The sequence below is a fragment of the Lysinibacillus sp. FSL K6-0057 genome (assembly GCF_038630885.1).
Classification (GTDB): Bacteria; Bacillota; Bacilli; order Bacillales_A; family Planococcaceae; genus Lysinibacillus; species Lysinibacillus fusiformis_F.
The window spans coordinates 3,330,629-3,353,172 of sequence record NZ_CP152047.1 but is presented as its reverse complement, the minus strand read 5'-3'; the positions used below and the strand labels follow the sequence as shown (position 1 = coordinate 3,353,172).

The following is a 22,544-nucleotide window of genomic DNA, read 5'->3' as shown; positions in this document are numbered from 1 at the left end:
ATGATCTTAACAATTGATTTTACGGATGAAACAAATGAAGTGGGAGCACAACATATGGAGCTTGTTGAAAAGCTATTACAGCATGCTGCAAGTGTAGAAAACATTGAGCCAGAAACAGAGGTTTCGGTGACGTTTGTAACGAACGAGACAATTCAAGATATTAATCGTGAATATCGTGGCAAGGATCAGCCAACTGATGTCATTTCCTTTGCACTAGAGGAGCTAGGGGAAGGGGAAATGGAAGTAACTTTTGAAGGGATGCCACGTGTATTAGGTGATATTATTATTTCGACAGACCGTGCAAAAGAGCAGGCTGAGGAATATAATCATTCCTTTGAGCGAGAATTAGGCTTTTTAGCTGTACATGGTTTTTTACATTTACTTGGTTATGACCATATGGAGCCAGAAGAAGAGAAAGTGATGTTTACAAAGCAAGATGAGATTTTACAAACTTTTGGCTTAGGACGAGACTAGATGGATTTACGCAAATACTTGCGATCTTTTGGCTATGCGTTTGAAGGCATCATAACTGCAAGTAAAGAACAAAATTTAAAATCACATATATTGAGTGCAATCATTGTTATACTGGCTAGTTATTGGACAGGTTTATCTCGTATGGAATGGTATATTGTGCTACTATTAATAGCACTAATGTTTGCGCTGGAAATGATGAATACAGCGATCGAACGGGTTGTCGATTTAGCTTCCCCAGAGATACACCCACTTGCTAAGCAGGCAAAAGATATTGCGGCAGGTGCAGTGCTTGTATTTGCGCTATTCAGTGCTATAATCGGATTACTCATCTTTCTGCCAAAATGGTTTTAATGGAAATGAGTGTCTTCTAAATGAAAATAAACCATAAATGTGAGGGAGAATTAGTATAGATGACAATAGATATGCAAGCATTATTAGAGGAATCAAAAAAAGCGCGTGAAAAAGCCTATGTTCCTTATTCAAAATTTAAAGTAGGGGCAGCTCTATTAACGAAAGATGGAGAGGTTATTCACGGCTGTAATATTGAAAATGCAGGCTATAGTATGACGAATTGTGCTGAGCGTACAGCGTTTTTTAAGGCAGTGTCAGAGGGGACTTACGAATTCGAAGCCATTGCCATTGTAGCTGATACGGACGGGCCATGTGCCCCATGTGGAGCATGTCGTCAGGTGATGATGGAGTTTTGTGCTCCAACTATGCCTGTTTATTTAACGAATTTAAAAGGTGATGTGACGGTAACGTCAGTGGGCGAATTACTACCGTTTGCATTTACGACGGAGGATTTAGAGAATGCAGGAAACTAACAATGGCTATAAATCAGGCTTTATCTCCATCATTGGTCGTCCAAATGTTGGCAAATCGACATTTTTAAATCGTGTCATTGGCCAAAAAATTGCGATCATGAGTGATAAGCCACAAACAACAAGAAATAAAGTACAAGGCGTACTGACAACAGATGATAGCCAAATGATTTTTATAGATACACCAGGTATCCACAAGCCGAAACATAAACTAGGCGATTTCATGCTGAAGGTTTCTAAAAACACATTGCGTGAAGTGGACGTTATTATGTTTATGGTCAATGCTGAGCAAAAAATCGGTAAAGGCGATGAATTCATACTAGAAATGCTAGCAGGAAATCCAACGCCTGTCTTTTTGGTTATCAATAAAATTGATGCCATTCATCCAGATGAACTAATAGGAATTATTGAGAGCTATAAAGAGCGCTATGACTTTGCGGAGATTGTACCGATTTCAGCGCTACAAGGCAATAATGTAGAAAATTTATTAGTGACATTAGGGAAGTATTTACCAGAGGGACCGCAGTATTACCCAGCAGATCAAGTGACAGACCATCCAGAACGATTTATTATTTCAGAACTTATTCGTGAAAAAGTCCTGCATTTAACACGTGAAGAAATTCCTCATTCGATCGCAGTGGTAATTGATAAAATTCGTCGTGATGAAGAAAATGATGATAAAATTCGTGTAGCGGCTACAATTATTGTGGAGCGTGATTCACAAAAAGGGATTGTTATCGGAAAACGTGGAGCCTTGCTAAAAGAAGTAGGGACACGTGCCCGAAAGGATATCGAAATGTTATTAGGGTCTAAAGTATATTTAGAGCTATGGGTAAAGGTGCAAAAGGATTGGCGCAATAAATCTACACATTTACGCGATTTCGGATTCCGTGATGATGAATATTAGGCTTTTTTCCTAATTTGTATCGAAAGCGAAGCGTCAGATACAGAAGACTCCCACTTATTCGGGAGATGAACATATGTTTTTTCAGCAGGTGTTTAGTGCCTGGTGGATCAGGATATAGACTCCAGATTTTGACGTGACAGTTTGGGTTCACTTCTTCTTGTAAGCGCAAAATCTGGCAGTATTTGATCGTTTTATTTTTGAGCTGTCCAAAATTATTTTGGGCAGCTCTCTTTTCATGGATAGTTCTTTTAAGAAAGGAGGGGGATTATGCTTCATAAATGGGAGGGTATTGTATTAAAGGTTCGCGCATATGGTGAATCCAATAAGATAGTTATTTTGCTAACGCGAGAAGCTGGCAAAGTGGCTACGATGGCTCGAGGGGCAAAAAAACCTTCTAGTAGATTGGCTTCCGTCACGCAACCCTTTACCTATGGCATGTTTATGGTACAACATCATACGGGTATGGGGACATTGCAACAGGGAGAGCATTTGAATTCAATGCGCCATATTCGTGAAGATATTATGGCTACTGCTTATGCTAGCTATATTATGGAATTAGTGGAGCGAGTTGTAGAAGAAGGGAAGCCAGAACCATTTGCGTTTGATGTCTTGCTACAAGCATTACAAGCAATTGAGGATGGCTATGATCCTGAAGCCATTACACTGTTTGTTGAATGGAAAATGTTGCCCTATACAGGTGTACAACCTATTTTACATGCCTGTGCTGCGTGTGGCGCTGTAGATGGGGAATTTGCTTTTTCCTTTGCTCAAGGAGGATTTTTATGCCATCGCTGTTATCAACATGATCCCTATATCATTCGCTTAACGCCAACACAGCTGAAACTGATCAGGATGTTCTACACTGTTCCTATCGACCAAATTGGAAAAATAGAGCTGAAAAAAGAAACAAAATATTTCATAAAAAAAATTATTACAACCATCTATGAAGAACAAACGGGGATTCGGTTTAAGACGAGAAAATTTATTGAGCAACTAGAACGTACCCCTGAATTGCAAATACGCTCGAAAGACGAAATGCCAGAAGAACCATAATGTTCATCTGGCATTTTATGATGTTGAAAAAAGACCTTTTAGCAAGGTGAGAGGTTGATTTCCGTTCCGCCAGCGTCCTTTCCAGGGGGCGTCCGATGAGCCGCTTCACTCACTAGCGTTCGCTCCAGGGTCTCCTCTGTGACGCTAAATCCCCTAGGAGTGACGCTGGCTCCACTCCAATCAACCATTCTGCAAAAGTGTCTTTTCCTTTTCTTTCATACTAACAGTAGTGAAAAAGGTGGAGAAGCGATGCGTGACAACATCTCTCCATAAAGAGTAGTGACACATCTTCACTTTCTTTGAAAACCTTTGCTAAAAAGGTTACATTTTTGTGGATTGGAGTGGCAGGCTACTTGACTTCCATGGAATAGCGAGACAGGCGAGCCTCTAAACGGAGCGGTAGAGAAGGAAGCAAGTAGCCTGTAACGGAAATCCATTATTACAAAAATTCTATTGATGGTTTTGGTTTCAACACTGCGAAATGCCAGAAGAACCATAATGTTCATCTGGCATTTTCCGTTATTTAAAATTCTTCCTCATCCTCTGACACTAAAAAGGCCCATTGTCCAGCAATTTTTTTACTTTCAATATAAAGGTAAGCCGTTTCTTCGTTTTTACCTGTTAAATGGAGAATCGCTAGACCTTCAGCTTTTGGCGTAACATGTAGTTGCCCATTAAGAATCGTCGCTTTTACAGGCACTGGCTCAAAACCAAAACTTTCGAGTGCTACATATGCTGGTTCAAAAGGTAATTCTTGCGTCGTCAGTATTAATTCATCTGTTAAATGATATAAATCAATGTTGCGAACAAAATCATAGGAATACACTTCTGCAGCCATCTTTTGTTGTTGAGTTCCATCTGAAAATGTAACAATGAATTGTCCGTTTTGCAAGATGGATAGTGTTTGATCTTGTTGATTAAAGCTGTATAAATTGGGAGCAAGTGCCTGTCCATTCGTATTATGGACCGTCACCTCTGTTGGCACGAAAGGTAAATGGCTCTCCGTTATATCAAGTGGTAAATTTTCTATATAATCTTCTTCCTTTACTTCTTCAAGCGTTGTCTTTAGCTTCCCATTAACATTTTTTACATGTACTAAATAAAAGATTTCAGTAAAGTCCTCTGAATCGTCTGTGAATCCAGTGATTACCAATTTGCCCGTTCCTTCTTTTAATGGGGTAATGGTGATAGATTCTGTCATGTCCTCATTTTCATCCCAAGTGAAAATATCCGTTGCTGGCTCTAAACCACCATAAAATGCAAAGATATAATCTTGCTTAAATTGTTTTGCATAGATGGTTGCATTGCCAAGCATCTTTTCAGCACGCACAACAAAAGCTGCCAGTTGGGAGCGCTTCACATTACTTTTTGGACCGAAAGTCGTTGCAGATGTTCCTTTTGTAATACCATTTGCAAACAATGCTTTAATATGAGGCTCAAATTCATTCCCCTTTTTGACATCTGTAAATGGTAATTGTGTGTTACTCGGACTTGTTAATCCAAAGCCTTTCGCAATCATTTTTGACATTTGCTCGCGTGTAATATTTTGAGTAGGGTAGAAATAACCATTTGCTCCATTAATAATACCAGCATTCGCTAATGCGGCAATGGCACCGTAGTTTTCATCGCCAGGTTTGATGTCCTTGAATTGAGGATTTTTTACGTGAACTGTATCGAGCTTTAAAATACCTGCTAAAATCTTCGCAGCCTGTGTACGTGTAATAGGGTTTGCAGGTTTAAATGTCCCATCCATATAGCCAGATATGATGCCTCGATCTGCTAACTGAATAATGGCTTTTCCTTCTTCGTTGGATGGGTTGATATCAGGAAAAAATGATGCAGCATGTGCTGGTGGTGCGACAATAATCGCACTTGTTGCTAAAGCAGTTGCTATAGCTAGTTGAAATAAACGTTGAGACTGCAATTGAATTCCTCCAAATAGTACAATAGAAAATTTTATAGTATGAATGTTTCAGGTCAGACCTTCCTATGTATCAGTTCAAACTTCCGGACGATTGAATGTTAAAAGGGGGTGTGTCTTTAGCTTGTTAATTATTCATTATTTAACAGCTAATACTAACTATAATACCTTATTTATACCAAAAAGATGGAACTCCGAATAGAGGAAATTTCATCCTCATCATGACGTAATTGGTAAGCAATCAGGTCTTAGCACAAAAGCATTCAGTTTTTTGAGTTTACAAGTTTATAGGTGGAAGCAACTATATCTGCCACCTCTCTTTCTATATCCAGGACCATAGTAGTGTTATATTCTTCACTTTAGATGGAATGTTAATCAATAAAATTTTAATTTTTACAAAATAAAATTATTAGAAAAATTTAATTTTATCTAATAATTATTTATCATGAATTGAAAAATATAGAGTCTAATTAACTTATAATTTATTTTTTATCTATATGTATACATAATTTTATAGGTAAAAGGATTTGTATTTTCGTTTAGTTTTCATTATATAAGTGGTAGAAACTGTTCATTTGAGTCCCATATACTAGTTGAAAAGGCATTTTAACCTATGATATTGTAAATGGTATAGATAATGGTAATTATATTTTTTAAATATAATATAGTCGTTTAATCCCCATCGAAACTGATGTACGTTAGATCACTTTAGACACGCCTATGAAATATAAAAGCCTCTATCAGCAAAACGTATTGTTATACGTTTATCAGAATAGCGCAGTCCTATGGAAGAAGGAGGGAGTCACATAGTGCTTAGTACATTGCGTATGTGGCAAAATATATGCTACGAAAAGTAACCTTAAGTATTCATGAAGTTGAAGCAAATGATATATTAGCAGAAGATATTTTTTCAGAGTATCGTTTATTGGCTAAAAAAGATTTAGTTTTAACGGAACGAATTATTGCCTTACTTAAACTTCGTAAAGTAGATGAATTATCTGTCTATTTGCCATCTGATTCAGTTCGAGTTGTCCATGATTTAAGTGCTCAACGAACAAGAGAATATGAAGATCTATTTGCCCCATTAATGGAAAAAAGAGATCCAGTGGATGATTATAAAGAGACAGTTAGTCAACTTTTTATGACAACACTGGAGAATGTCGTGCATGAATTACGCTATGGACAAATTCTTAAAAGCATGCAGGACACGGCTTATGTAAGAGGTGTTTTTGAAAAGATTTTGGAAAAAAAATATCGCTATGAGCTACTTATGCGTTTAAAGGAATGGGATGAGTATTCATTTGTCCATTCATTTGATGTATTTGTCTTAGGTACAATTTTTGCCAGATACTTAGGTTTAACAGATATCGAAACATTAGCTAGGGGCTACTTGTTCCATGATATCGGGAAGGTTTTTATACCTCAAGAAATATTAAATTTAAAACGTAAACTCTCTGAAGATGAGTTTGATATTGTCAAGGCACACACCACAAAAGGCTACGAGCTACTTATCGAACATAAAGAGGAAGACATCGCCTATTTGGCACGAGATCATCATGAACGTTTTGCGGGAAAGGGCTATCCAAATCAACTTTGTGCAGATGATATGAGTGATGGTGTACAATTATTACAAATTATTGATGTATATTCAGCAATGACATCCAAGCGAGTCTATCACGTTGGCTACGGTGCTACAGATGCTTTAGCTGTTTTATACAGAGATCGTCATTTATATAATGAGAGCTTTATGCATAAATTTGTAGAATGTTTAGGGATTTACCCAGTCAACTCTGTTGTTATGTTATCAGATAATCGCAGTGCACAAGTAGAACTTGTTTATGATTTATTTCCTACATTACCAAAAGTGAGATTGCTGGATGAGCAGAAATCTATGAACTTACCTTTGAACTATAGTGTGAGAATTACGAAAATGATAGACTATCGAGCTAATAGCTTTGAAGAGATTTTCAATTTATTTGTAGAGCAATTAATCCGCTGTGATGAAAATAATCTGAGAATTCATTTTAATAAATTAATTGACCATTTACATCCTAAAGAAATTGTCTTAAAAATTTTCTTACCAGCCTTTCGTATATTACGTTTATTAACAAGAGAAATCCAAACGGATATGACGAAATATCGAAATTCTATTGGTATCTTAAAAACACTATTAGAAGAGCAATTAAACGTTTTATATATGGATTATCAGCATGAACAAACAACCATTTTAGTTGTGGAAACATCGTTACGCGAAAATTTCTTCATTAAGCTTGTGCAAAGTATTTTGTATATTGATAAAATTGTGCCATTCTTCATAAATCCAGGTGATGATCAACGGATTACACAATTGATGGAGCATTGTGAGGTCAATGTCGCTTATTTTATTGAAGATGAACAAACGTTTGACAAACGGGTTCGTCCAATGCGAGAAGGTACATTCCTTTATTACTCACTAGCAGATATTGAGGAGCTATTAGTGAGCTTAATCGGGATGAGTATGAAAAAGTTTTCATTCGAGGAAAAAATGCAAGAGCGCTTATTTTCAACATATAAAGCATAAAAAAGAGGGAGTTGCCAATTGGCTACCCCCTCTTTTTTATTAGAATTGTAAATGTTTTTCAATATATGCTTTTACTTCAGCAATAGGCATACGAACTTGTGTCATAGAGTCACGATGACGTACTGTTACTTGGCCATCCTCTTTTGAATCAAAATCATATGTGATACAGAATGGTGTACCAATTTCATCTTGACGACGGTAACGTTTACCAATTGATTGTGATTCATCAAAATCAACAGGGAAGGCTTTACGCAGTTCAGCCCAAACATCTGTCGCTTCATCAGATAATTTTTTAGAAAGTGGTAGCACGGCAGCTTTGAATGGTGCTAAAGCAGGGTGGAAACGTAAAACGGTACGCTTATCGTCACCCTCTAGCTCCTCTTCATCATAGGCATCACATAGGAAGGCTAATGTTACACGATCAGCTCCTAATGATGGTTCAATACAATAAGGAACATAGCGTTCGTTTGATACAGGATCGATATAAGTGAAATCTTCACCTGAGTGCTCCATATGTTGTTTTAAGTCGAAATCTGTACGATCAGCTACACCCCAAAGCTCTCCCCAGCCGAATGGGAATTTGAATTCGATATCTGTTGTCGCGTTAGAGTAGTGAGAGAGTTCATCATCCTCATGGTCACGAAGACGCATCGAATCTTCCTTCATGCCTAGGTTTAGTAACCAATTTTTACAGAATTCTTTCCAATATGCATGCCATTCAAGGTCTTCGCCCGGTTTGCAGAAGAATTCAAGCTCCATTTGTTCGAATTCACGTGTACGGAATGTGAAGTTACCTGGTGTAATTTCGTTACGGAAAGATTTACCGATTTGTGCGATACCAAATGGTGTACGTTTACGCATAGAACGTTGAACGTTTTTAAAGTTCACGAAAATACCTTGTGCCGTTTCTGGACGTAAATAAATTTCGTTTGTAGAAGATTCCGTTACACCCTGGAATGTTTTAAACATAAGGTTGAATTGGCGAATATCTGTGAAATCAGCTTTTCCACAATCAGGACATACGACGTCATATTTAATCATTGTTTCTTTCATTTGATCGAATGTCATACCATCAACAATGATTTCATCGCCCTTTGCCAATGCAGCGTCTTCGATAATTTTATCTGCACGGTGGCGAGCTTTACATGATTTACAGTCGATCATTGGGTCATTAAAGTTACCAACGTGACCTGAAGCAACCCAAGCTTTTGGGTTCATTAAAATCGCAGCGTCAATACCTACATTGTGTTCTGATTCTTGGACGAATTTTTGCCACCAAGCTTTTTTAATATTGTTTTTTAATTCAACGCCTAGTGGACCATAATCCCAAGTATTTGCTAAACCTCCGTAGATTTCAGAACCAGGGAAGACAAAGCCTCGATGTTTTGCTAATGATACGATGGTTTCCATTGATTTGTTAGCCATAAAATAGCCTCCTTCAAAGTTTTCATATTGTTTTTTAGCGGTAAAACGCCAAAGTTTTTTTCATTCAGTGGCAACTAAATGAAAATAGCACCCGTCTCCGGGCACAATGTATGCCCAGGGACGAGTGCTAATACCCGCGGTTCCACCCTGATTGTTTTAAACGAGTAGTTTAAAACCTCTTTTCAAAAAGTTAGCTCAGGGAGTGCCTTTTCTCTGTTACTGTGTAGACTTTCACCATCTTCTACTCGCTTTTGAATGGAACAGATACTTTTTTCCCATCATCGCCTGTATAACGCAATTTGCTCGAAAATACTGATAGAGCAAGCGTATGTGTGAATATTGTAGCATGTAGTTCTTTAATTCGCAATAATTATTAAAATAGTATATAATAATTGAGCATAAGTATAACACTATTAGATTTGAGGCGGTGAGTCCAATCGAACTCAATAAACGTCAGGAAGACATATTACAAATTGTGAAAGAAAACGGCCCTATTACTGGAGAACATATTGCCGAACGTCTCAATCTGACAAGAGCCACTTTAAGACCAGATTTAGCCATCCTAACAATGGCAGGATTTCTAGATGCAAGGCCAAGGGTTGGTTATTTTTATTCAGGTAAGAAGGCATCTGTTGCATTAATAGATAGTATTCACAATTTAAAAGTGAAGGATTTTCATTCAGGCCCTGTAGTTGTCCCTGAAACAATGACGGTTTATGATGCAATTTGCTTTATGTTTTCAGAAGATGTTGGTACACTCTTTGTCGTAGATAAGAATGAGTTTTTGACAGGCGTACTATCTCGCAAAGATTTACTGCGTACAAGTATTGGCACGCAGGATTTAAATAAAATTCCAGTACATATTATTATGACGCGTATGCCAAATATTTCGTACTGTGAAAGATCAGATTCTTTAATTGTTGCAGCGAACAAACTTATTGAACGAGAGGTTGATTCACTACCAGTAGTTGAACCGCAAGAGGGTGGTTTAACGATTGTTGGTCGTCTTACAAAAACAACGATTACACGAGCTTTCTTATCTCTTGCACAAAATGTCTAAATTGAAGGAGAGCTGCATGAAAAGACTACGCGTATTTGTTGTATCTGATTCTGTCGGTGAAACTGGTGACCAAGTTGCAAAAGCAGTTATTAGCCAGTTCCGACCGGGTCTTGAAAATACTGTAATTCGTCGATTTCCACATATTCAATCAGAGGAGCTTATCCGTAAAATTGTTTTTCTTGCTTCGCAGCAGCGAGCATTTATAGTCTATACACTTGTTCGTCAAGAAATGCGCAAATTATTACATGATTTATGTGAACAAGAAAAAATCCAGGCTGTGGATATTTTAGGTCCAGCTCTACAATCAATGGCAGCTTTTATGGAAGAAAACCCATTGGAAACACCAGGAATTGTTCATATGCTGGATGATGATTATTTCAAAAAAATTGAAGCGATTGAATTCGCGGTGAAGTATGATGATGGTAGAGATCCGCGTGGATTATTACAAGCTGATATCGTACTCGTTGGGGTATCTAGAACATCTAAAACGCCACTATCACAGTATTTAGCTCATAAAAAATATAAGGTGGCGAATGTACCATTAGTGCCAGAGGTAGAACCACCAGAAGAGCTTTTACAGATAGACCCTAAAAAATGCTTTGGTTTAATTATCTCACCTGAAAAGTTAAACTTTATAAGGAAAGAAAGATTAATGTCTCTCGGCTTAAATGATGATGCCATCTATGCGCAGCATGAAAGAATTCTAGATGAAATACAGCATTTTGAAAAAATTGTCGGTAAAATAGGTTGTCAAGTTATTGATGTGACAAATAAAGCTGTTGAAGAGACAGCAAATACGATTATTGAACATATTTTGACCTGTAAATAAGGATAGTATTTTAAACCACCTCGGTTAGCAGAGGCGGTTTTTTTGAGTGGATTTTGAAAATGGTATAGATAAAAACTAATTTTTGTTTTATAATAATAAAATTGTGGTAAAAATATTTATAAGAGAAAAATCCTAATTTTTTGTCGAGAAATAAAGGAATTTTAAAACGAATAGCGAATTGTGTTTCTAGAACGCAAATATTAAAGATGGTGATGGATTTGGCAGGGAAGATTCCAGAAGAAGTAATTGAACAGATTCGCACACAATCGGATATTGTTGATGTTATTAGTGAATACATGCAGCTTACTAAGCGTGGGCGAAATTGGTTTGGTCTCTGTCCATTTCATGGAGAGCAAACACCGTCTTTTTCTGTATCTACAGACAAGCAAATTTTTCATTGCTTTGGTTGTGGTGCAGGGGGCAATGCCATTACTTTTGTAATGGATATTGAAGGCATTTCTTTTCCTGATGCAGTGGTGAAACTTGGGGAACGTGTTGGCATACATTTAGATGTTGAGCCAAGTTTTCCCGGAGGAACGAAAAAGATATCTAAAGCAGAAGAAAGGATGAAAGAAGCACACGCTTTTGCAGCAGATTTTTTTCATCATTTACTGTTGAACACAGAGGATGGTGAAGAACCTTTAAATTATTTGCTAGAAAGAGGATTTACAAGGGAACTTATAGAATCTAATAACATTGGTTGGTCTCTCCCAAGCTTTGATGCATTAACAATATTGCTTGAAAGAAAAGGTTATAACTTACAAGAAATTGCCGAAAGTGGCTTAATCATCAAAAGAGAGGGAGAAGAACGTTATTTTGATCGTTTTAGAGGACGTATCATGTTTCCTATTCGAGATGAGAATGGTAAAATTATTGCCTTCTCAGGACGTATCCTTTCATCCAATGGTGAGGAAGCAAAATATTTAAATAGTCCAGAATCACCAATTTTTCAAAAAAGTGAAGTGCTTTATAACCTAGATAAAGCACGAACTTCTATCAGAAAAAATCGTCAAGTAGTATTGATGGAAGGTTTTGTGGATGTTTTAGCAGCCAATTCTGTAGGTGTAATGAATGTTGTTGCGACAATGGGTACTTCGCTAACAAATCAGCATATCACAAAGCTAAAGCGCTTAGTAGAGCAAATTACGATTTGCTATGATGGTGATAATGCTGGATTTGATGCAGCGAAGCGAGCAGCGCAGCTACTGCACACAGAGCGCATGAAAGTCAATATTGCCGTGTTGCCAGAAAAATTAGATCCTGATGAATACATTCGCACTTTAGGTGGACAAGCATTTAAGGAACAAATTTTGGAAAACCCTCATGCGTATATTGCTTTTATGATGATGCATGCTAGACGCAATAAGAACTTTCAATTTGAAAATGATACGCTTCAATATATTCAAGAAGTCCTTGAACAGCTAGTGGGTAGATCCTCACCAGTTGAACGAGATTTGTATATACGGCAGCTATCAAATGAAACAAATATCTCGGAAGAAGCCATTTATGCCCAATTCCGAAAACTGGAGGCTAATCAGGTACGTTCTGCAAAAGCAGAGATGCCTACACAGATACCTTCAATGCCAGTCACGCAACAACAAAAGCCTATGGACGCAGCCGAACGTGCCGAACGTTTATTACTGGCTCATATGCTTCATAATATAGATGTAGTGGACAGGGTATTACGTAGTGAGCAAAAAGAGCCATTTGTACGAGATACTTATATGGCTGTTTTTGTTCGCTTAGTAGGGTTTTATGAGGAGTATGGTCATCCTGATTATCAACGTTTTGTGGAAATTTTGGATGACGCTGAATTACGGAAAATTGTCATGGAAGCAGCTTTAGTCGAGCGAGATCCTGATCAAGCAGAGGCAGAGGTTATGGACTCCATCCGTCAGCTTCAAAAATATAGAATTGAGCAAGAAATTTATCAAAAGATGCATGAGTCAAAGGAAGCGGAGAAGTTGCATGAGTATGCACGTGCACTTGAAATCGCCCAACAGATTATTCATTTAAGAAAATCGTTATCGGCGATTTAACCCGATTCGGTTGTTTAGAAGGAGGAAGGTTTATGGCGGACAAGTCAGAACGTTCAAAAGAGATAGAAGTAGAAATTACATTAGATGATGCAAAAAAATTCCTACAAGAAAAAGCGAAAACAGAAGGTGAAATTTCAATGAAAGAAATTTCAGAGAAACTAACACCTTATGAATTGGAAAACGAAGAAATTTTCCATTTCGCTGAGGATCTTGAAAAGCATAAAGATATTCAAATCATTGGAAAAGAAGAATTTGAAGAAGAGAGTCTAATGAAAGAAGAAGCGAACGAAGAAACTTTCGACTTAAATGATTTGAGTGTGCCACCAGGTGTTAAAATCAATGACCCTGTACGTATGTATTTAAAAGAAATTGGCCGAGTAGATTTATTATCTGCTGAGCAGGAAATTGCGCTTGCAGAACGTATAGAGCAAGGAGACGAGGAAGCACGTAAACGTCTTGCAGAAGCAAACTTACGTCTAGTTGTATCGATTGCAAAACGTTATGTTGGTCGTGGAATGTTATTCCTTGATTTAATTCAAGAAGGAAATATGGGTCTTATTAAGGCTGTTGAAAAATTCGATTACCGTAAAGGATTTAAATTCTCGACTTACGCTACATGGTGGATTCGTCAAGCGATAACACGTGCGATTGCTGACCAAGCGCGTACGATTCGTATTCCTGTTCACATGGTCGAAACCATTAATAAATTAATACGTGTACAACGTCAACTTTTACAAGATTTAGGTCGTGAGCCTTCTCCAGAAGAAATTGGAGAAGAAATGGATTTAACACCTGAAAAAGTACGTGAAATTTTAAAAATTGCACAAGAACCAGTATCTCTTGAAACACCAATTGGAGAAGAAGATGATTCCCATTTAGGAGACTTTATCGAGGACTCAGAAGCACAATCTCCATCCGACCATGCAGCCTATGAACTGTTAAAAGAACAATTAGAGGATGTACTAGATACGTTAACAGACCGTGAAGAAAACGTACTTCGTTTACGTTTTGGTTTAGACGATGGCCGCACACGTACATTAGAAGAGGTAGGAAAGGTCTTTGGCGTAACACGTGAACGTATTCGTCAAATCGAGGCGAAAGCACTAAGAAAATTACGCCATCCTTCTCGCAGTAAACGTTTAAAAGATTTCTTAGAATAAAATTAAAAATAGCTGGAGCTATCCAAGTAGTGAGAAAATGACTAATTGGTATAGCTCCTTTTTTATAGAAATGAAAAGTGAACAAAAAGAAATTAGCCCTGCTATTCACCTATCGATGTTACGCAATGATAGATAATTAGAATGAGGGAAATGCTAGATTTGCGACTTTATACAGATGTGTTTTCAAATAGTGTGAGATAAAATTGTAATACAACCATTATTAAGCAATGTTTGGAGCTAACACTATGACAAATCCTCGGAAAAAAATAATCCTTAATGAAATTTTGTTTTGGAAGCAAAATAAACTTTTACCTGAGCACTATTGTGACTTTTTAGCAGCTCTTTATACAGAGGGGGCTGATATAGAGGAGTTAGAACCAGTGCAACATCCTAAACAAGCGGTCTTGCCATCAGAAAAAAGAAAAATGATCCTGTTAGTAGTAGGTCTATGTATCGCCATAATGGCTGTTTTGGTACTCTATTTTACAATGCAATCTTTAACATTGATTTTTACAGTAATCGTGGGAGTAGGCGCTTGCATCTTATTTATTGCTGCGTGGCAAATGGCACAAAAAAAACATCTACTAGCCCCTATTTTTCATGTACTAGCGGCTATTCTGTTATTTAGTATGTCGATCCGCATTTGTACTACATATTTTAGTGGAAATAATATGGTTTTATTTTGCTTGATTGCAATGAATTGTGTCATTTGGCTTTGGTCAGGTATCAAAATGAAACTTCTATATTTCACAGTCTCAGGTGCTTTAGGATTAATAGCACTGATTGGGTACTATATCATAAATTTATCTTGATTTAGCGAATGTTTTTTGTATCGATGTGCAGAGGACTCCATCTACCATAATTTGTGACAATTTATCTATAATAAGAACATCATCATGTTAAAGTTTTAACCTAAGAAGATTCAAAATCTGTACGCTGATTTTAAGCGTGCAGATTTTTACTTTTTGGGTATATGAATGCGTGAAAAGGGTATGATAACAGCATGAATATAATGAAAAAGAAATTGTATAAAAGGATAAATTTGACCAATTTTGGATGTTGGCAAGACATATTTTATCCAATAGATACAGAAATGTCGAATTTGTTACAAACAAAGGAAAACTTAGCGAATAGGGCTTTTCGTTTCTTTGTTAATGAAGTACAATATTAGATGTTGACTGATTCTATATTATAATAGAAGTAGACTTAAAATGAGGAGGGGAAACTTATGAAAAACAATCCAGTCGTTCCTTACATCTTAATTCTGGCATTTGGTATTGGTCTTATTTTCTTCATGTCTTTACAAGGTGCAGATAACAAGAAAGAAATTGCTGCTGAACATGAGGGTGGTGGCGAAACTACTACAGAAACAACTGACGCAGATGCTGATGGTTCAGCACTAGTACAAGCTTGTATTGGTTGTCACGGTGGTGACTTAACTGGTGGTATGGGTCCAAACCTACATGGCTTAGATGAAGCTCATATCGTAGAAGTTTTAACTAAGGGTATCGAAGGTACTCCAATGCAACCAAACATGAAAACTGAAGCGGAAGCAAAAGCAATCGCTGAATACATTTCTACTTTAGAATAGTAAAACTGACAAGTAGCTGTACTGAAATCGTACAGCTACTTTTTAGGTTTAAAGAATCATGAAGATGGGGTTGTCCACATAGAAATGTGAGACAACTCCATTTGTTTTTTTTCACGACATCATCCATACTATTAATGGACTCTATTGAAGATAGGCGGTATAAAAATGAACGCACAAAAACTTTCAAAGCGATTAGAAGCAGTAGCAAAATTTGTTCCCACAGGAGCGATCATGGCGGATATTGGTAGTGACCATGCCTATTTACCATGCTATTTAATTCATAATGGAACAGCCTCTTATGCCATAGCAGGGGAAGTTGTAAAAGGGCCTTATGAATCAGCTGTAGGACAAGTACAGAAGGAAAACTTAACTGAAAAAATTACAGTCCGCCTTGCAGATGGATTAGCAGCAATTGAAGAAGCTGACCATGTGGATACAATCACGATAGCTGGGATGGGTGGACCATTGATTGTTTCCATTCTAGAGAAACATCCAGAGAAGCTTCAAGGTGTCACACGTCTTATTTTACAACCAAATATACATGCTAAAGTCATTCGTGAGTGGGCTTTAGCACAACAGTGGGCGATTCTTGATGAAGAGATTTTAGAGGAAGATGATAAAATCTATGAAATCCTTGTGTTACAAAGAGGGCAAATGGAGCTCTCTACAGCAGAGATTTTGTTTGGGCCTAAACTAAGCCTGCGTAAATCACCGGTATTTACGAAAAAATGGTTGCGCGAAAAAGACAACTGGCAACGTGTACTACAATCCATTGAAGGAGCAGAACAGACACCTGAAATTGAAGAAAAACGTGCAGAGTTAATGGCTCTGATACACTTAGTAGAAGGAGTTTTGTAGATGAAAACGGTAAATGGCCAAGAAGTTATTCAAGTGTTCGAATCATGGTCACCCAAAAAACTAGCTTGTATGGACAATGATCCAATTGGACTAGCCATAGGGACCCTAAACAAACCTGTAAACAAAGTATTGGTGACGTTAGATGTCAATGAAGCCGTTGCAAATGAGGCCATAGAAAAGGGCTGTGAGCTGATTATCGCTCATCATCCACCAATCTTTAGACGCCTGGCGAATATCCGCACAGATCATCCAGCAGGGCGTTTATATGAAAAGCTCATTAAACATGATATTGCTGTATATGCTGCTCATACAAACTTAGATGTAGCTGAAGGTGGAGTCAATGATTTACTAGCAGATGCCCTACAGCTAAAAAATCGTTCAATATTAGAAGAAACGTATGCTGAAAATCTGTTGAAGCTAGCAGTCTTTATACCAACTGCCAATGCGGAAGCATTACGTGAGGCGCTGGCAAAGGCTGGCGCAGGTCGTATTGGGGACTATGAAGCATGCAGTTATACAACGACTGGAGAAGGACGATTTCGTGCATTAGCAGGAGCAAATCCGTTTGTTGGCTCTGTTGGCGAATTACATGTGGAGGAAGAAGTGAAGGTAGAAGTCGTATTTCCTGAATCCATTAAAAGTCGCGTGTTAAAGGCCATGTTGACTAGTCATCCTTATGAGGAGCCTGCCTATGATGTAATACGTCTTGAGCAGCAAACAAATGTGATGGGATTAGGGCGTGTTGGTTACTTAACGCAAGAAATGACGTTGCAACAATTTGCTGAATTCGTAAAGCAACAACTAGATGTCCCGGCAGTTCGTATAGTTGGGGATTTACAATCCACGGTCAGCAAAGTGGCGCTTGTAGGTGGAGACGGCAATAAATATATTTATGCGGCAAAACGTGCAGGAGCAGATGTTTTCTTAACAGGTGATATGTACTTCCATACAGCACAGGACGCACAAGCGATTGACTTGCAAATAGTAGATCCTGGTCATCATGTAGAAAAGGTGATGATTGCGGGAGTAGCAAAAAAAATGGCTGAACTATGTGAGAATAAAAAATATCTGGTTGAATTCGTCCAATCAACCATCCATACAGAACCATTTTTATTTGTATAAGTGAGGGAACAAATATGGCTAATGAAAGACCAGCTGGCAATAAGGCCGGCAAGCTATGGATCATGATTGGTTTATTCATCGTTGTTTTTGGTATTGGTATGACGGTAATGACAAATATGGTCAATGATAAGAAAATCGATGCAATGACACAGCAATGTGAAGATGATGGGAGACAAGCGATAGTATCAAAGGAAAAAAATTTTTTATCCACGAGCTATTCATTTGAATGTAAAAAATGAAATGGAGGCTGAACGCTAGTAGAACTAGTGTTTCAGCCTTTTTGTATGCAAGGAATCTATGGATAGTGATAAGATGAAGATAAAATTTATTAGCAGAAATGGAGAGAGTTATTTTGTTTATCCGTTTATCCAAAGATCAGCAAGAAATGATTCTTGCTGATATTCAACGATTTTTCTATAATCAGCGTGATGAAGACATTAGTGAGTTTGAAGCGGAGCGTGTATTAGATTTTATTAAAGAGCATATTGCTCCCTATATTTATAATGCTGCCTTGTCTGATGCTAAGTATGTAGTGGAAAGACAATACGCCTCTATTGATGAGGAATTAGAGGCATTGGAGCAGCCCATTCAAATGAAATAATCCTCTTTATCCCTCTAATTTAAATATTTGACAGGAAATAAAGATTGATGGTACCTTAATCTTGAATTAAAGATAATTTAATTCTAACTATTCGGAGCTAATTAACTGGTGATGAATAAAGGGATATTTTCCTGACCAAAATGGTTACGAGTGGCGAGCACGTACTATGAACCGTGATCGAGTCACAAGAATGGATGATAAGAGGAGGCGTCATATGTTAAAAATCGGTATTATTTTAGGAAGTACGCGAGAAGGTCGTGTAAGCCCACAAGTTGGAACTTGGGTAAAGGAAGTTGCGGAAAAACGTCGTGATGCGGAATATGAAATAATTGATATCGCTGATTTTAAATTACCGTTTTTAGGGGAGCCAGGAGGAGATACTTCTGGTGTAGCTGCATGGTCAGAAAAAGTAGCAGCATGTGACGGCTTTGTCTTTATTGTTGCAGAGTACAATCACTCCATTACAGGTGCATTAAAAAATGCATTAGATTATTTACGAGTGGAATGGAACAATAAAGCTGCTGGTATCGTCTCTTACGGTTCTGTTGGAGGTGCACGTGCAGCAGAGCATTTACGGGGAATTCTTGGAGAATTACTAGTTGCCGATGTTCGAGTGCATCCAGCATTATCATTATTTACTGATTTTGAAAACGGTTCTGTCTTTAAACCAAAAGAGGTGCAAGCAGATTCTGTTCATCAAATGTTAGATCAGCTTGTACCATGGTCAACGGCTTTGAAAACAATTCGATCATAACCTCAAGAATATGATTCAGACGGCCGCTTTCAGAAAGCGGTCGTTTTTTGATAAGGTAAAATCCATTAATGTTTGATTTCTTCAATGACTTTTTCTTTTAAATCATTCTCCATAGAAGATAGTTTTACAGTATTTGTGAGGCGCTCTTTTAATTCTTTATCTGTCATAATGCCACGTTCCTCTAAGATTTGTATGAGCAGATTTAATGTCAGCATATTTTTAATATCCGCTGCTTTTGATTCCATATAAAACCCTCCAAAATGATAGAATTACTACCTCTTAAGTGTACTCCTTTTTGAGAAGCATGGCACAGAAAGGACAAAACAAAGCAAATTTATTTCGCGTCCCGGAATATGTGGGAAAAAGTAAGCGATACAAGATCTGATAGACCAGTTTGAACATTTGCTGATTTCCCTTATGAAGGAGAGTAGTACTGTATTTGACACTGCGTTTTTTAGTACGAAAAGTATCTGCTGTTTCAAGCTAGAAAAGGGAATATTGTAGTAAAAGGGGACATACCTTCCTATCAGGAGGGAGATTCAATGGTTAAACGGTTTGGGCTTGTGATCGGACTGTTAGTAGTCATTATATCTATGTTAATCCTATTTGATAAATTAGCAGGAGAGAAAAGGTCAGAAGCAAATAAAGAGGCTCACTCGCTTATTACAAATGAAGAGTTGAGTCTATCTCGGTTGAAGGATAAGCTCCTTGAAAAGTATGTCGGCGTTGACGTCAAAACGACTGAAGAAAAGGAATTAGTGATTCAAGTTGTAGGCGGAGAAGACTATTTTCAATCAGTCAAAAAAGATATGGAATCCATTGCAAAAAAGGCTATTCTAACGTCTCCATTAAAGGACTATCCCATAGTCTTTGAAAGGTGGGAGTTTACCTCCTTGCTCGATAACAACAAGATGATGGGGGATGATATAAACCTATTGATGGAAGATTTAATCGCAGGTTTAGAAGCTTTTGATGTATACGAATATTTAGTCATTGAAAATCGAACGACCATTACAATTCAAACAACGATAAAGGGTGCCACTCATGAGGCACTTGAGTTAGCGTTGAGGATGGAAGAAGCCATCAAGAAGATTGTACAAGCAAAAGCATCACAAAATGATTCCTATGTCATTAACATATTAAATGTACAGCGAGAAAAAATAAATTAGCCTTGTAGAAAGATGACCCATGATAAAGGCATCGAGAATTAGACGCTCGATGCCTTTGTCATGTTTATAGCTAGACTATGTAGTTATTGCAAAGAGTGCTTGATAAAGGGTTGCGAGGAGTGCAACAAAGTGCATATCGTCCGTATGGAAAAGCTTAAACTGTATACCTGTAAGTACTAGTTCAGTTTCCATAGAGCTTGCACTAGCAATCTTTTCATCATTGCAATATAAATAAGCAGTAGAGGTAAAATCCTTTTCAAAACGAAATTCTAAATCGTCCATCTTGAATGAATAAGAGGATTCTAATAATTGCACTGTTTTCCGTTGAATCGGTATCAAGCTACCATTAGGCATGACAATTTGATGGCTGACTCCTTTTGTTAACAGGGTCGATTGTACTTGAAAAAGTGGTGCACCTAATGTAGTGCGTGTTTCATAACGATAAGGCAATGTTTGCTGTGCCGCTACCAGCAAGACAGCATTCAGTACTTTACCAGTAGAGGATCGTTCCATTTTTTGAAGCACACATACTGTTTCGTTGTGTTCATTCACGATCGGAATATCGGTAAAGCTTTTAAAGCCTTTCGGATAGGTAAGTGTAAATGTTGCCATAAAGAAACCTCCAGTCATTATCTATACGAGTAAGCAGTCGAGGAGGTTTCAAGAAATGAGCTCTACGATCCTTTTTATCAACATGCCTATCTACTATAAATGAATAGGCTGCTGAAATAGCGAATTATTTCGCTTTCAGCAGCCTTTTTCATTTTATGGCATCTGGGTATGCCCTGACAGAGCACGTTTTTCCTGCTCTGTATCAAATTCTTTTTCCATTTTTGACACGACCACTGTTGCCACACCATTCCCAATTAGATTTGTGACAGCACGTGCTTCTGACATAAAGCGGTCTACGCCGATTAAAAGGGCAATCCCCTCTACAGGAATCATCGGAAATGCTGCTAATGTTGCTGCAAGTGTAATAAAGCCAGAGCCTGTTACACCAGCTGCTCCTTTAGAAGTAAGCATTAAGATGGCTAATAACGTAATTTGATGCCAAATATCTAAATCCACACCATAGGCTTGTGCAATAAAGATAGCCGCCATTGATAAGTAAATGGATGTTCCATCTAAGTTAAATGAATAGCCTGTTGGAATAACTAGTCCTACCACTTGCTTTGAACAGCCATAGTTTTCGAGCTTACGCATCATGGAAGGTAGTGCAGATTCGGATGAAGATGTTCCGATAACGATAAAAATCTCATCTTTAATGTACTTAATAAATTTAAAAATACTAAAGCCGAAGTAATGGGTAATCAATCCAATAATCACAACAATAAAAATAAACATTGTAAGATAAACAGATAACATTAAAAATCCTAAGTTTCCAAGTGATTTAAGTCCAAAGTTTCCAATTGTATAACTCATGGCACCGAATGCACCAATAGGAGATAGTTTCATCACCATGTTAACGATTTTAAAGAAAATATCTGCTACTTGCTCGAAAAATTTAATAACAGGTTTAGCTGGTTCTCCGATTGCTGCAGCGGCTAATCCAAATAAAACAGCTGAGAATAAGACTGGTAATAATTCACCGTTTGCTAAAGCACCTACTACATTTTCAGGAATTATTTGCATAATAAATGCACCTAAACCATGTTCTGCAGCAGCTGCTTCTGTATATTGTGAAACATCAGCACCACTTGCCGCATCTGTATTAAAACCTTTACCTGGTTGTACAATATTGACAACGATTAAACCAATTGCAAGAGCAAAGGTCGAAACAATTTCAAAATAAATTAAAGCCTTGCCACCAATTTTCCCAACCTTTTTAACATCCCCCATACTACCAATGCCAATTACGACTGTTAAGAAGATAATTGGTGCTATCAACATTTTAATCAGTTTAATAAATATATCCGCCAAGATTTTGAGCTTTGCCCCGAATTCTGGGAATGTTGCTCCGACGATAATCCCTAGTACAATGGCGATCAATACTTGTACTGTTAAGTTTTTTAAATTTATCCGCATATAGTTCTCCCCCTACAACATCTTTGAATATTGTGTGAACGCTTTCATGTGGTTATCATAGCTGAAATTTTCCGACAATAGTGCTTATGACCGTAATGGTTGTATTGTTCATTTTGGTCATTTTCATGGTGGGGGAATTGAAGCTAGTAATATCAAGGGTTTTGAGCTGTTTTAT

General features: G+C 37.5%; 23 protein-coding genes. 18 read left to right on the top strand and 5 right to left on the bottom strand.

Features of this window, described 5'->3' with window-relative positions:
- From ybeY to recO, 5 genes are all read left to right on the top strand, one after another.
- Positions 1–474, top strand: coding sequence for an rRNA maturation RNase YbeY (ybeY, locus tag MHB40_RS16735; protein ID WP_205444463.1), 474 nt, complete (start codon positions 1–3; stop codon positions 472–474).
- Positions 475–825, top strand: a complete 351-nt coding sequence (locus tag MHB40_RS16730; RefSeq protein WP_205444462.1) for a diacylglycerol kinase family protein — start codon at positions 475–477, stop codon at positions 823–825.
- A gap of 59 nt (positions 826–884) precedes the next feature.
- Entirely contained in the window at positions 885–1,298 is a 414-nt protein-coding gene (locus MHB40_RS16725; RefSeq protein WP_205444461.1) for a cytidine deaminase, read from the top strand.
- Positions 1,285–2,202 (top strand): GTPase Era, encoded by a 918-nt coding sequence (era, locus tag MHB40_RS16720; RefSeq protein ID WP_205444459.1) that lies wholly within the window; start codon positions 1,285–1,287, stop codon positions 2,200–2,202. Before MHB40_RS16725 ends, era begins: the two co-directional genes overlap by 14 nt.
- Positions 2,203–2,469: 267 nt before the next feature.
- Positions 2,470–3,255 (top strand): DNA repair protein RecO, encoded by a 786-nt coding sequence (gene recO / locus MHB40_RS16715; RefSeq protein ID WP_205444457.1) that lies wholly within the window; start codon positions 2,470–2,472, stop codon positions 3,253–3,255.
- Positions 3,256–3,778: 523 nt separating this feature from the next.
- On the opposite strand, the gene MHB40_RS16710 is transcribed toward recO, so the two are convergent.
- Complete coding sequence (locus MHB40_RS16710) at positions 3,779–5,179, bottom strand: S-layer homology domain-containing protein (protein WP_342441009.1); 1,401 nt, start codon at positions 5,177–5,179, stop codon at positions 3,779–3,781.
- 838 nt (positions 5,180–6,017) lie between these two features.
- On the opposite strand from MHB40_RS16710, the gene MHB40_RS16705 reads away from it, so the two are divergent.
- Positions 6,018–7,736: an HD domain-containing phosphohydrolase gene (locus tag MHB40_RS16705; protein WP_205444452.1), complete on the top strand. Its 1,719-nt coding sequence runs from the start codon at positions 6,018–6,020 to the stop codon at positions 7,734–7,736.
- Positions 7,737–7,775: 39 nt separating this feature from the next.
- Here the strand turns inward: MHB40_RS16705 and MHB40_RS16700 are convergent, their stop codons facing one another.
- Positions 7,776–9,161 carry a glycine--tRNA ligase gene (locus MHB40_RS16700; RefSeq protein ID WP_342441007.1) on the bottom strand — a complete coding sequence of 462 codons (1,386 nt, stop codon included), beginning with the start codon at positions 9,159–9,161 and terminating at the stop codon, positions 7,776–7,778.
- A 427-nt stretch (positions 9,162–9,588) separates the two neighbouring features.
- On the opposite strand from MHB40_RS16700, the gene MHB40_RS16695 reads away from it, so the two are divergent.
- The 11 genes from MHB40_RS16695 to MHB40_RS16645 all read left to right on the top strand — a co-directional run bounded on the left by MHB40_RS16695 (position 9,589) and on the right by MHB40_RS16645 (position 19,175).
- Positions 9,589–10,221 (top strand): helix-turn-helix transcriptional regulator, encoded by a 633-nt coding sequence (locus MHB40_RS16695; protein ID WP_205444449.1) that lies wholly within the window; start codon positions 9,589–9,591, stop codon positions 10,219–10,221.
- A 16-nt stretch (positions 10,222–10,237) separates the two neighbouring features.
- Positions 10,238–11,050 carry a pyruvate, water dikinase regulatory protein gene (locus tag MHB40_RS16690; RefSeq protein WP_205444447.1) on the top strand — a complete coding sequence of 271 codons (813 nt, stop codon included), beginning with the start codon at positions 10,238–10,240 and terminating at the stop codon, positions 11,048–11,050.
- Positions 11,051–11,256: 206 nt separating this feature from the next.
- Positions 11,257–13,089 (top strand): DNA primase, encoded by a 1,833-nt coding sequence (gene dnaG / locus MHB40_RS16685; RefSeq protein ID WP_342532992.1) that lies wholly within the window; start codon positions 11,257–11,259, stop codon positions 13,087–13,089.
- Positions 13,090–13,121: 32 nt separating this feature from the next.
- On the top strand, positions 13,122–14,249 hold the full coding sequence (gene rpoD, locus MHB40_RS16680; RefSeq protein ID WP_004227165.1) for an RNA polymerase sigma factor RpoD: 1,128 nt from the start codon (positions 13,122–13,124) through the stop codon (positions 14,247–14,249).
- Positions 14,250–14,494: 245 nt separating this feature from the next.
- Positions 14,495–15,061, top strand: a complete 567-nt coding sequence (locus tag MHB40_RS16675; RefSeq protein ID WP_205444445.1) for a hypothetical protein — start codon at positions 14,495–14,497, stop codon at positions 15,059–15,061.
- A 416-nt stretch (positions 15,062–15,477) separates the two neighbouring features.
- Positions 15,478–15,840 carry a cytochrome c550 gene (cccA, locus tag MHB40_RS16670; protein ID WP_205444443.1) on the top strand — a complete coding sequence of 121 codons (363 nt, stop codon included), beginning with the start codon at positions 15,478–15,480 and terminating at the stop codon, positions 15,838–15,840.
- A 165-nt stretch (positions 15,841–16,005) separates the two neighbouring features.
- Positions 16,006–16,698 (top strand): tRNA (adenine(22)-N(1))-methyltransferase TrmK, encoded by a 693-nt coding sequence (locus tag MHB40_RS16665; RefSeq protein ID WP_342532991.1) that lies wholly within the window; start codon positions 16,006–16,008, stop codon positions 16,696–16,698.
- Positions 16,699–17,820: a Nif3-like dinuclear metal center hexameric protein gene (locus tag MHB40_RS16660; RefSeq protein WP_342532990.1), complete on the top strand. Its 1,122-nt coding sequence runs from the start codon at positions 16,699–16,701 to the stop codon at positions 17,818–17,820.
- A 14-nt stretch (positions 17,821–17,834) separates the two neighbouring features.
- On the top strand, positions 17,835–18,059 hold the full coding sequence (locus MHB40_RS16655) for a hypothetical protein (RefSeq protein ID WP_342532989.1): 225 nt from the start codon (positions 17,835–17,837) through the stop codon (positions 18,057–18,059).
- Between the two features lie 113 nt (positions 18,060–18,172).
- The gene (locus MHB40_RS16650; protein ID WP_205444435.1) at positions 18,173–18,421 is read left to right on the top strand and encodes a DUF2164 domain-containing protein; all 249 of its coding nucleotides are present in this window, start codon (positions 18,173–18,175) and stop codon (positions 18,419–18,421) included.
- A gap of 214 nt (positions 18,422–18,635) precedes the next feature.
- Positions 18,636–19,175: an NADPH-dependent FMN reductase gene (locus tag MHB40_RS16645; protein WP_205444434.1), complete on the top strand. Its 540-nt coding sequence runs from the start codon at positions 18,636–18,638 to the stop codon at positions 19,173–19,175.
- 65 nt (positions 19,176–19,240) lie between these two features.
- On the opposite strand, the gene MHB40_RS16640 is transcribed toward MHB40_RS16645, so the two are convergent.
- On the bottom strand, positions 19,241–19,420 hold the full coding sequence (locus tag MHB40_RS16640) for a hypothetical protein (RefSeq protein ID WP_004227198.1): 180 nt from the start codon (positions 19,418–19,420) through the stop codon (positions 19,241–19,243).
- Positions 19,421–19,717: 297 nt separating this feature from the next.
- On the opposite strand from MHB40_RS16640, the gene MHB40_RS16635 reads away from it, so the two are divergent.
- Positions 19,718–20,344: a hypothetical protein gene (locus tag MHB40_RS16635; RefSeq protein WP_342532987.1), complete on the top strand. Its 627-nt coding sequence runs from the start codon at positions 19,718–19,720 to the stop codon at positions 20,342–20,344.
- Positions 20,345–20,419: 75 nt separating this feature from the next.
- Here the strand turns inward: MHB40_RS16635 and MHB40_RS16630 are convergent, their stop codons facing one another.
- Together MHB40_RS16630 and MHB40_RS16625 are read right to left on the bottom strand one after the other, a co-directional pair.
- Entirely contained in the window at positions 20,420–20,956 is a 537-nt protein-coding gene (locus tag MHB40_RS16630) for a hypothetical protein (protein ID WP_342532985.1), read from the bottom strand.
- Positions 20,957–21,109: 153 nt separating this feature from the next.
- Positions 21,110–22,369: a dicarboxylate/amino acid:cation symporter gene (locus MHB40_RS16625; protein WP_205444427.1), complete on the bottom strand. Its 1,260-nt coding sequence runs from the start codon at positions 22,367–22,369 to the stop codon at positions 21,110–21,112.
- Positions 22,370–22,544 lie beyond the last annotated feature (175 nt).

What these genes read in the sequence shown, in the direction of transcription:
- ybeY (WP_205444463.1), top strand. Translation starts at nt 1, where the DNA reads ATGATCTTAACAATTGATTTTACGGATGAAACAAATGAAGTGGGAGCA.
- MHB40_RS16730 (WP_205444462.1), top strand. Translation starts at nt 475, where the DNA reads ATGGATTTACGCAAATACTTGCGATCTTTTGGCTATGCGTTTGAAGGC.
- MHB40_RS16725 (WP_205444461.1), top strand. Translation starts at nt 885, where the DNA reads ATGACAATAGATATGCAAGCATTATTAGAGGAATCAAAAAAAGCGCGT.
- era (WP_205444459.1), top strand. Translation starts at nt 1,285, where the DNA reads ATGCAGGAAACTAACAATGGCTATAAATCAGGCTTTATCTCCATCATT.
- recO (WP_205444457.1), top strand. Translation starts at nt 2,470, where the DNA reads ATGCTTCATAAATGGGAGGGTATTGTATTAAAGGTTCGCGCATATGGT.
- MHB40_RS16705 (WP_205444452.1), top strand. Translation starts at nt 6,018, where the DNA reads ATGCTACGAAAAGTAACCTTAAGTATTCATGAAGTTGAAGCAAATGAT.
- MHB40_RS16700 (WP_342441007.1), bottom strand. Translation starts at nt 9,161, where the DNA reads ATGGCTAACAAATCAATGGAAACCATCGTATCATTAGCAAAACATCGA.
- MHB40_RS16690 (WP_205444447.1), top strand. Translation starts at nt 10,238, where the DNA reads ATGAAAAGACTACGCGTATTTGTTGTATCTGATTCTGTCGGTGAAACT.
- dnaG (WP_342532992.1), top strand. Translation starts at nt 11,257, where the DNA reads ATGGTGATGGATTTGGCAGGGAAGATTCCAGAAGAAGTAATTGAACAG.
- rpoD (WP_004227165.1), top strand. Translation starts at nt 13,122, where the DNA reads ATGGCGGACAAGTCAGAACGTTCAAAAGAGATAGAAGTAGAAATTACA.
- MHB40_RS16675 (WP_205444445.1), top strand. Translation starts at nt 14,495, where the DNA reads ATGACAAATCCTCGGAAAAAAATAATCCTTAATGAAATTTTGTTTTGG.
- cccA (WP_205444443.1), top strand. Translation starts at nt 15,478, where the DNA reads ATGAAAAACAATCCAGTCGTTCCTTACATCTTAATTCTGGCATTTGGT.
- MHB40_RS16665 (WP_342532991.1), top strand. Translation starts at nt 16,006, where the DNA reads ATGAACGCACAAAAACTTTCAAAGCGATTAGAAGCAGTAGCAAAATTT.
- MHB40_RS16660 (WP_342532990.1), top strand. Translation starts at nt 16,699, where the DNA reads ATGAAAACGGTAAATGGCCAAGAAGTTATTCAAGTGTTCGAATCATGG.
- MHB40_RS16655 (WP_342532989.1), top strand. Translation starts at nt 17,835, where the DNA reads ATGGCTAATGAAAGACCAGCTGGCAATAAGGCCGGCAAGCTATGGATC.
- MHB40_RS16645 (WP_205444434.1), top strand. Translation starts at nt 18,636, where the DNA reads ATGTTAAAAATCGGTATTATTTTAGGAAGTACGCGAGAAGGTCGTGTA.
- MHB40_RS16640 (WP_004227198.1), bottom strand. Translation starts at nt 19,420, where the DNA reads ATGGAATCAAAAGCAGCGGATATTAAAAATATGCTGACATTAAATCTG.
- MHB40_RS16635 (WP_342532987.1), top strand. Translation starts at nt 19,718, where the DNA reads ATGGTTAAACGGTTTGGGCTTGTGATCGGACTGTTAGTAGTCATTATA.
- MHB40_RS16630 (WP_342532985.1), bottom strand. Translation starts at nt 20,956, where the DNA reads ATGGCAACATTTACACTTACCTATCCGAAAGGCTTTAAAAGCTTTACC.
- MHB40_RS16625 (WP_205444427.1), bottom strand. Translation starts at nt 22,369, where the DNA reads ATGCGGATAAATTTAAAAAACTTAACAGTACAAGTATTGATCGCCATT.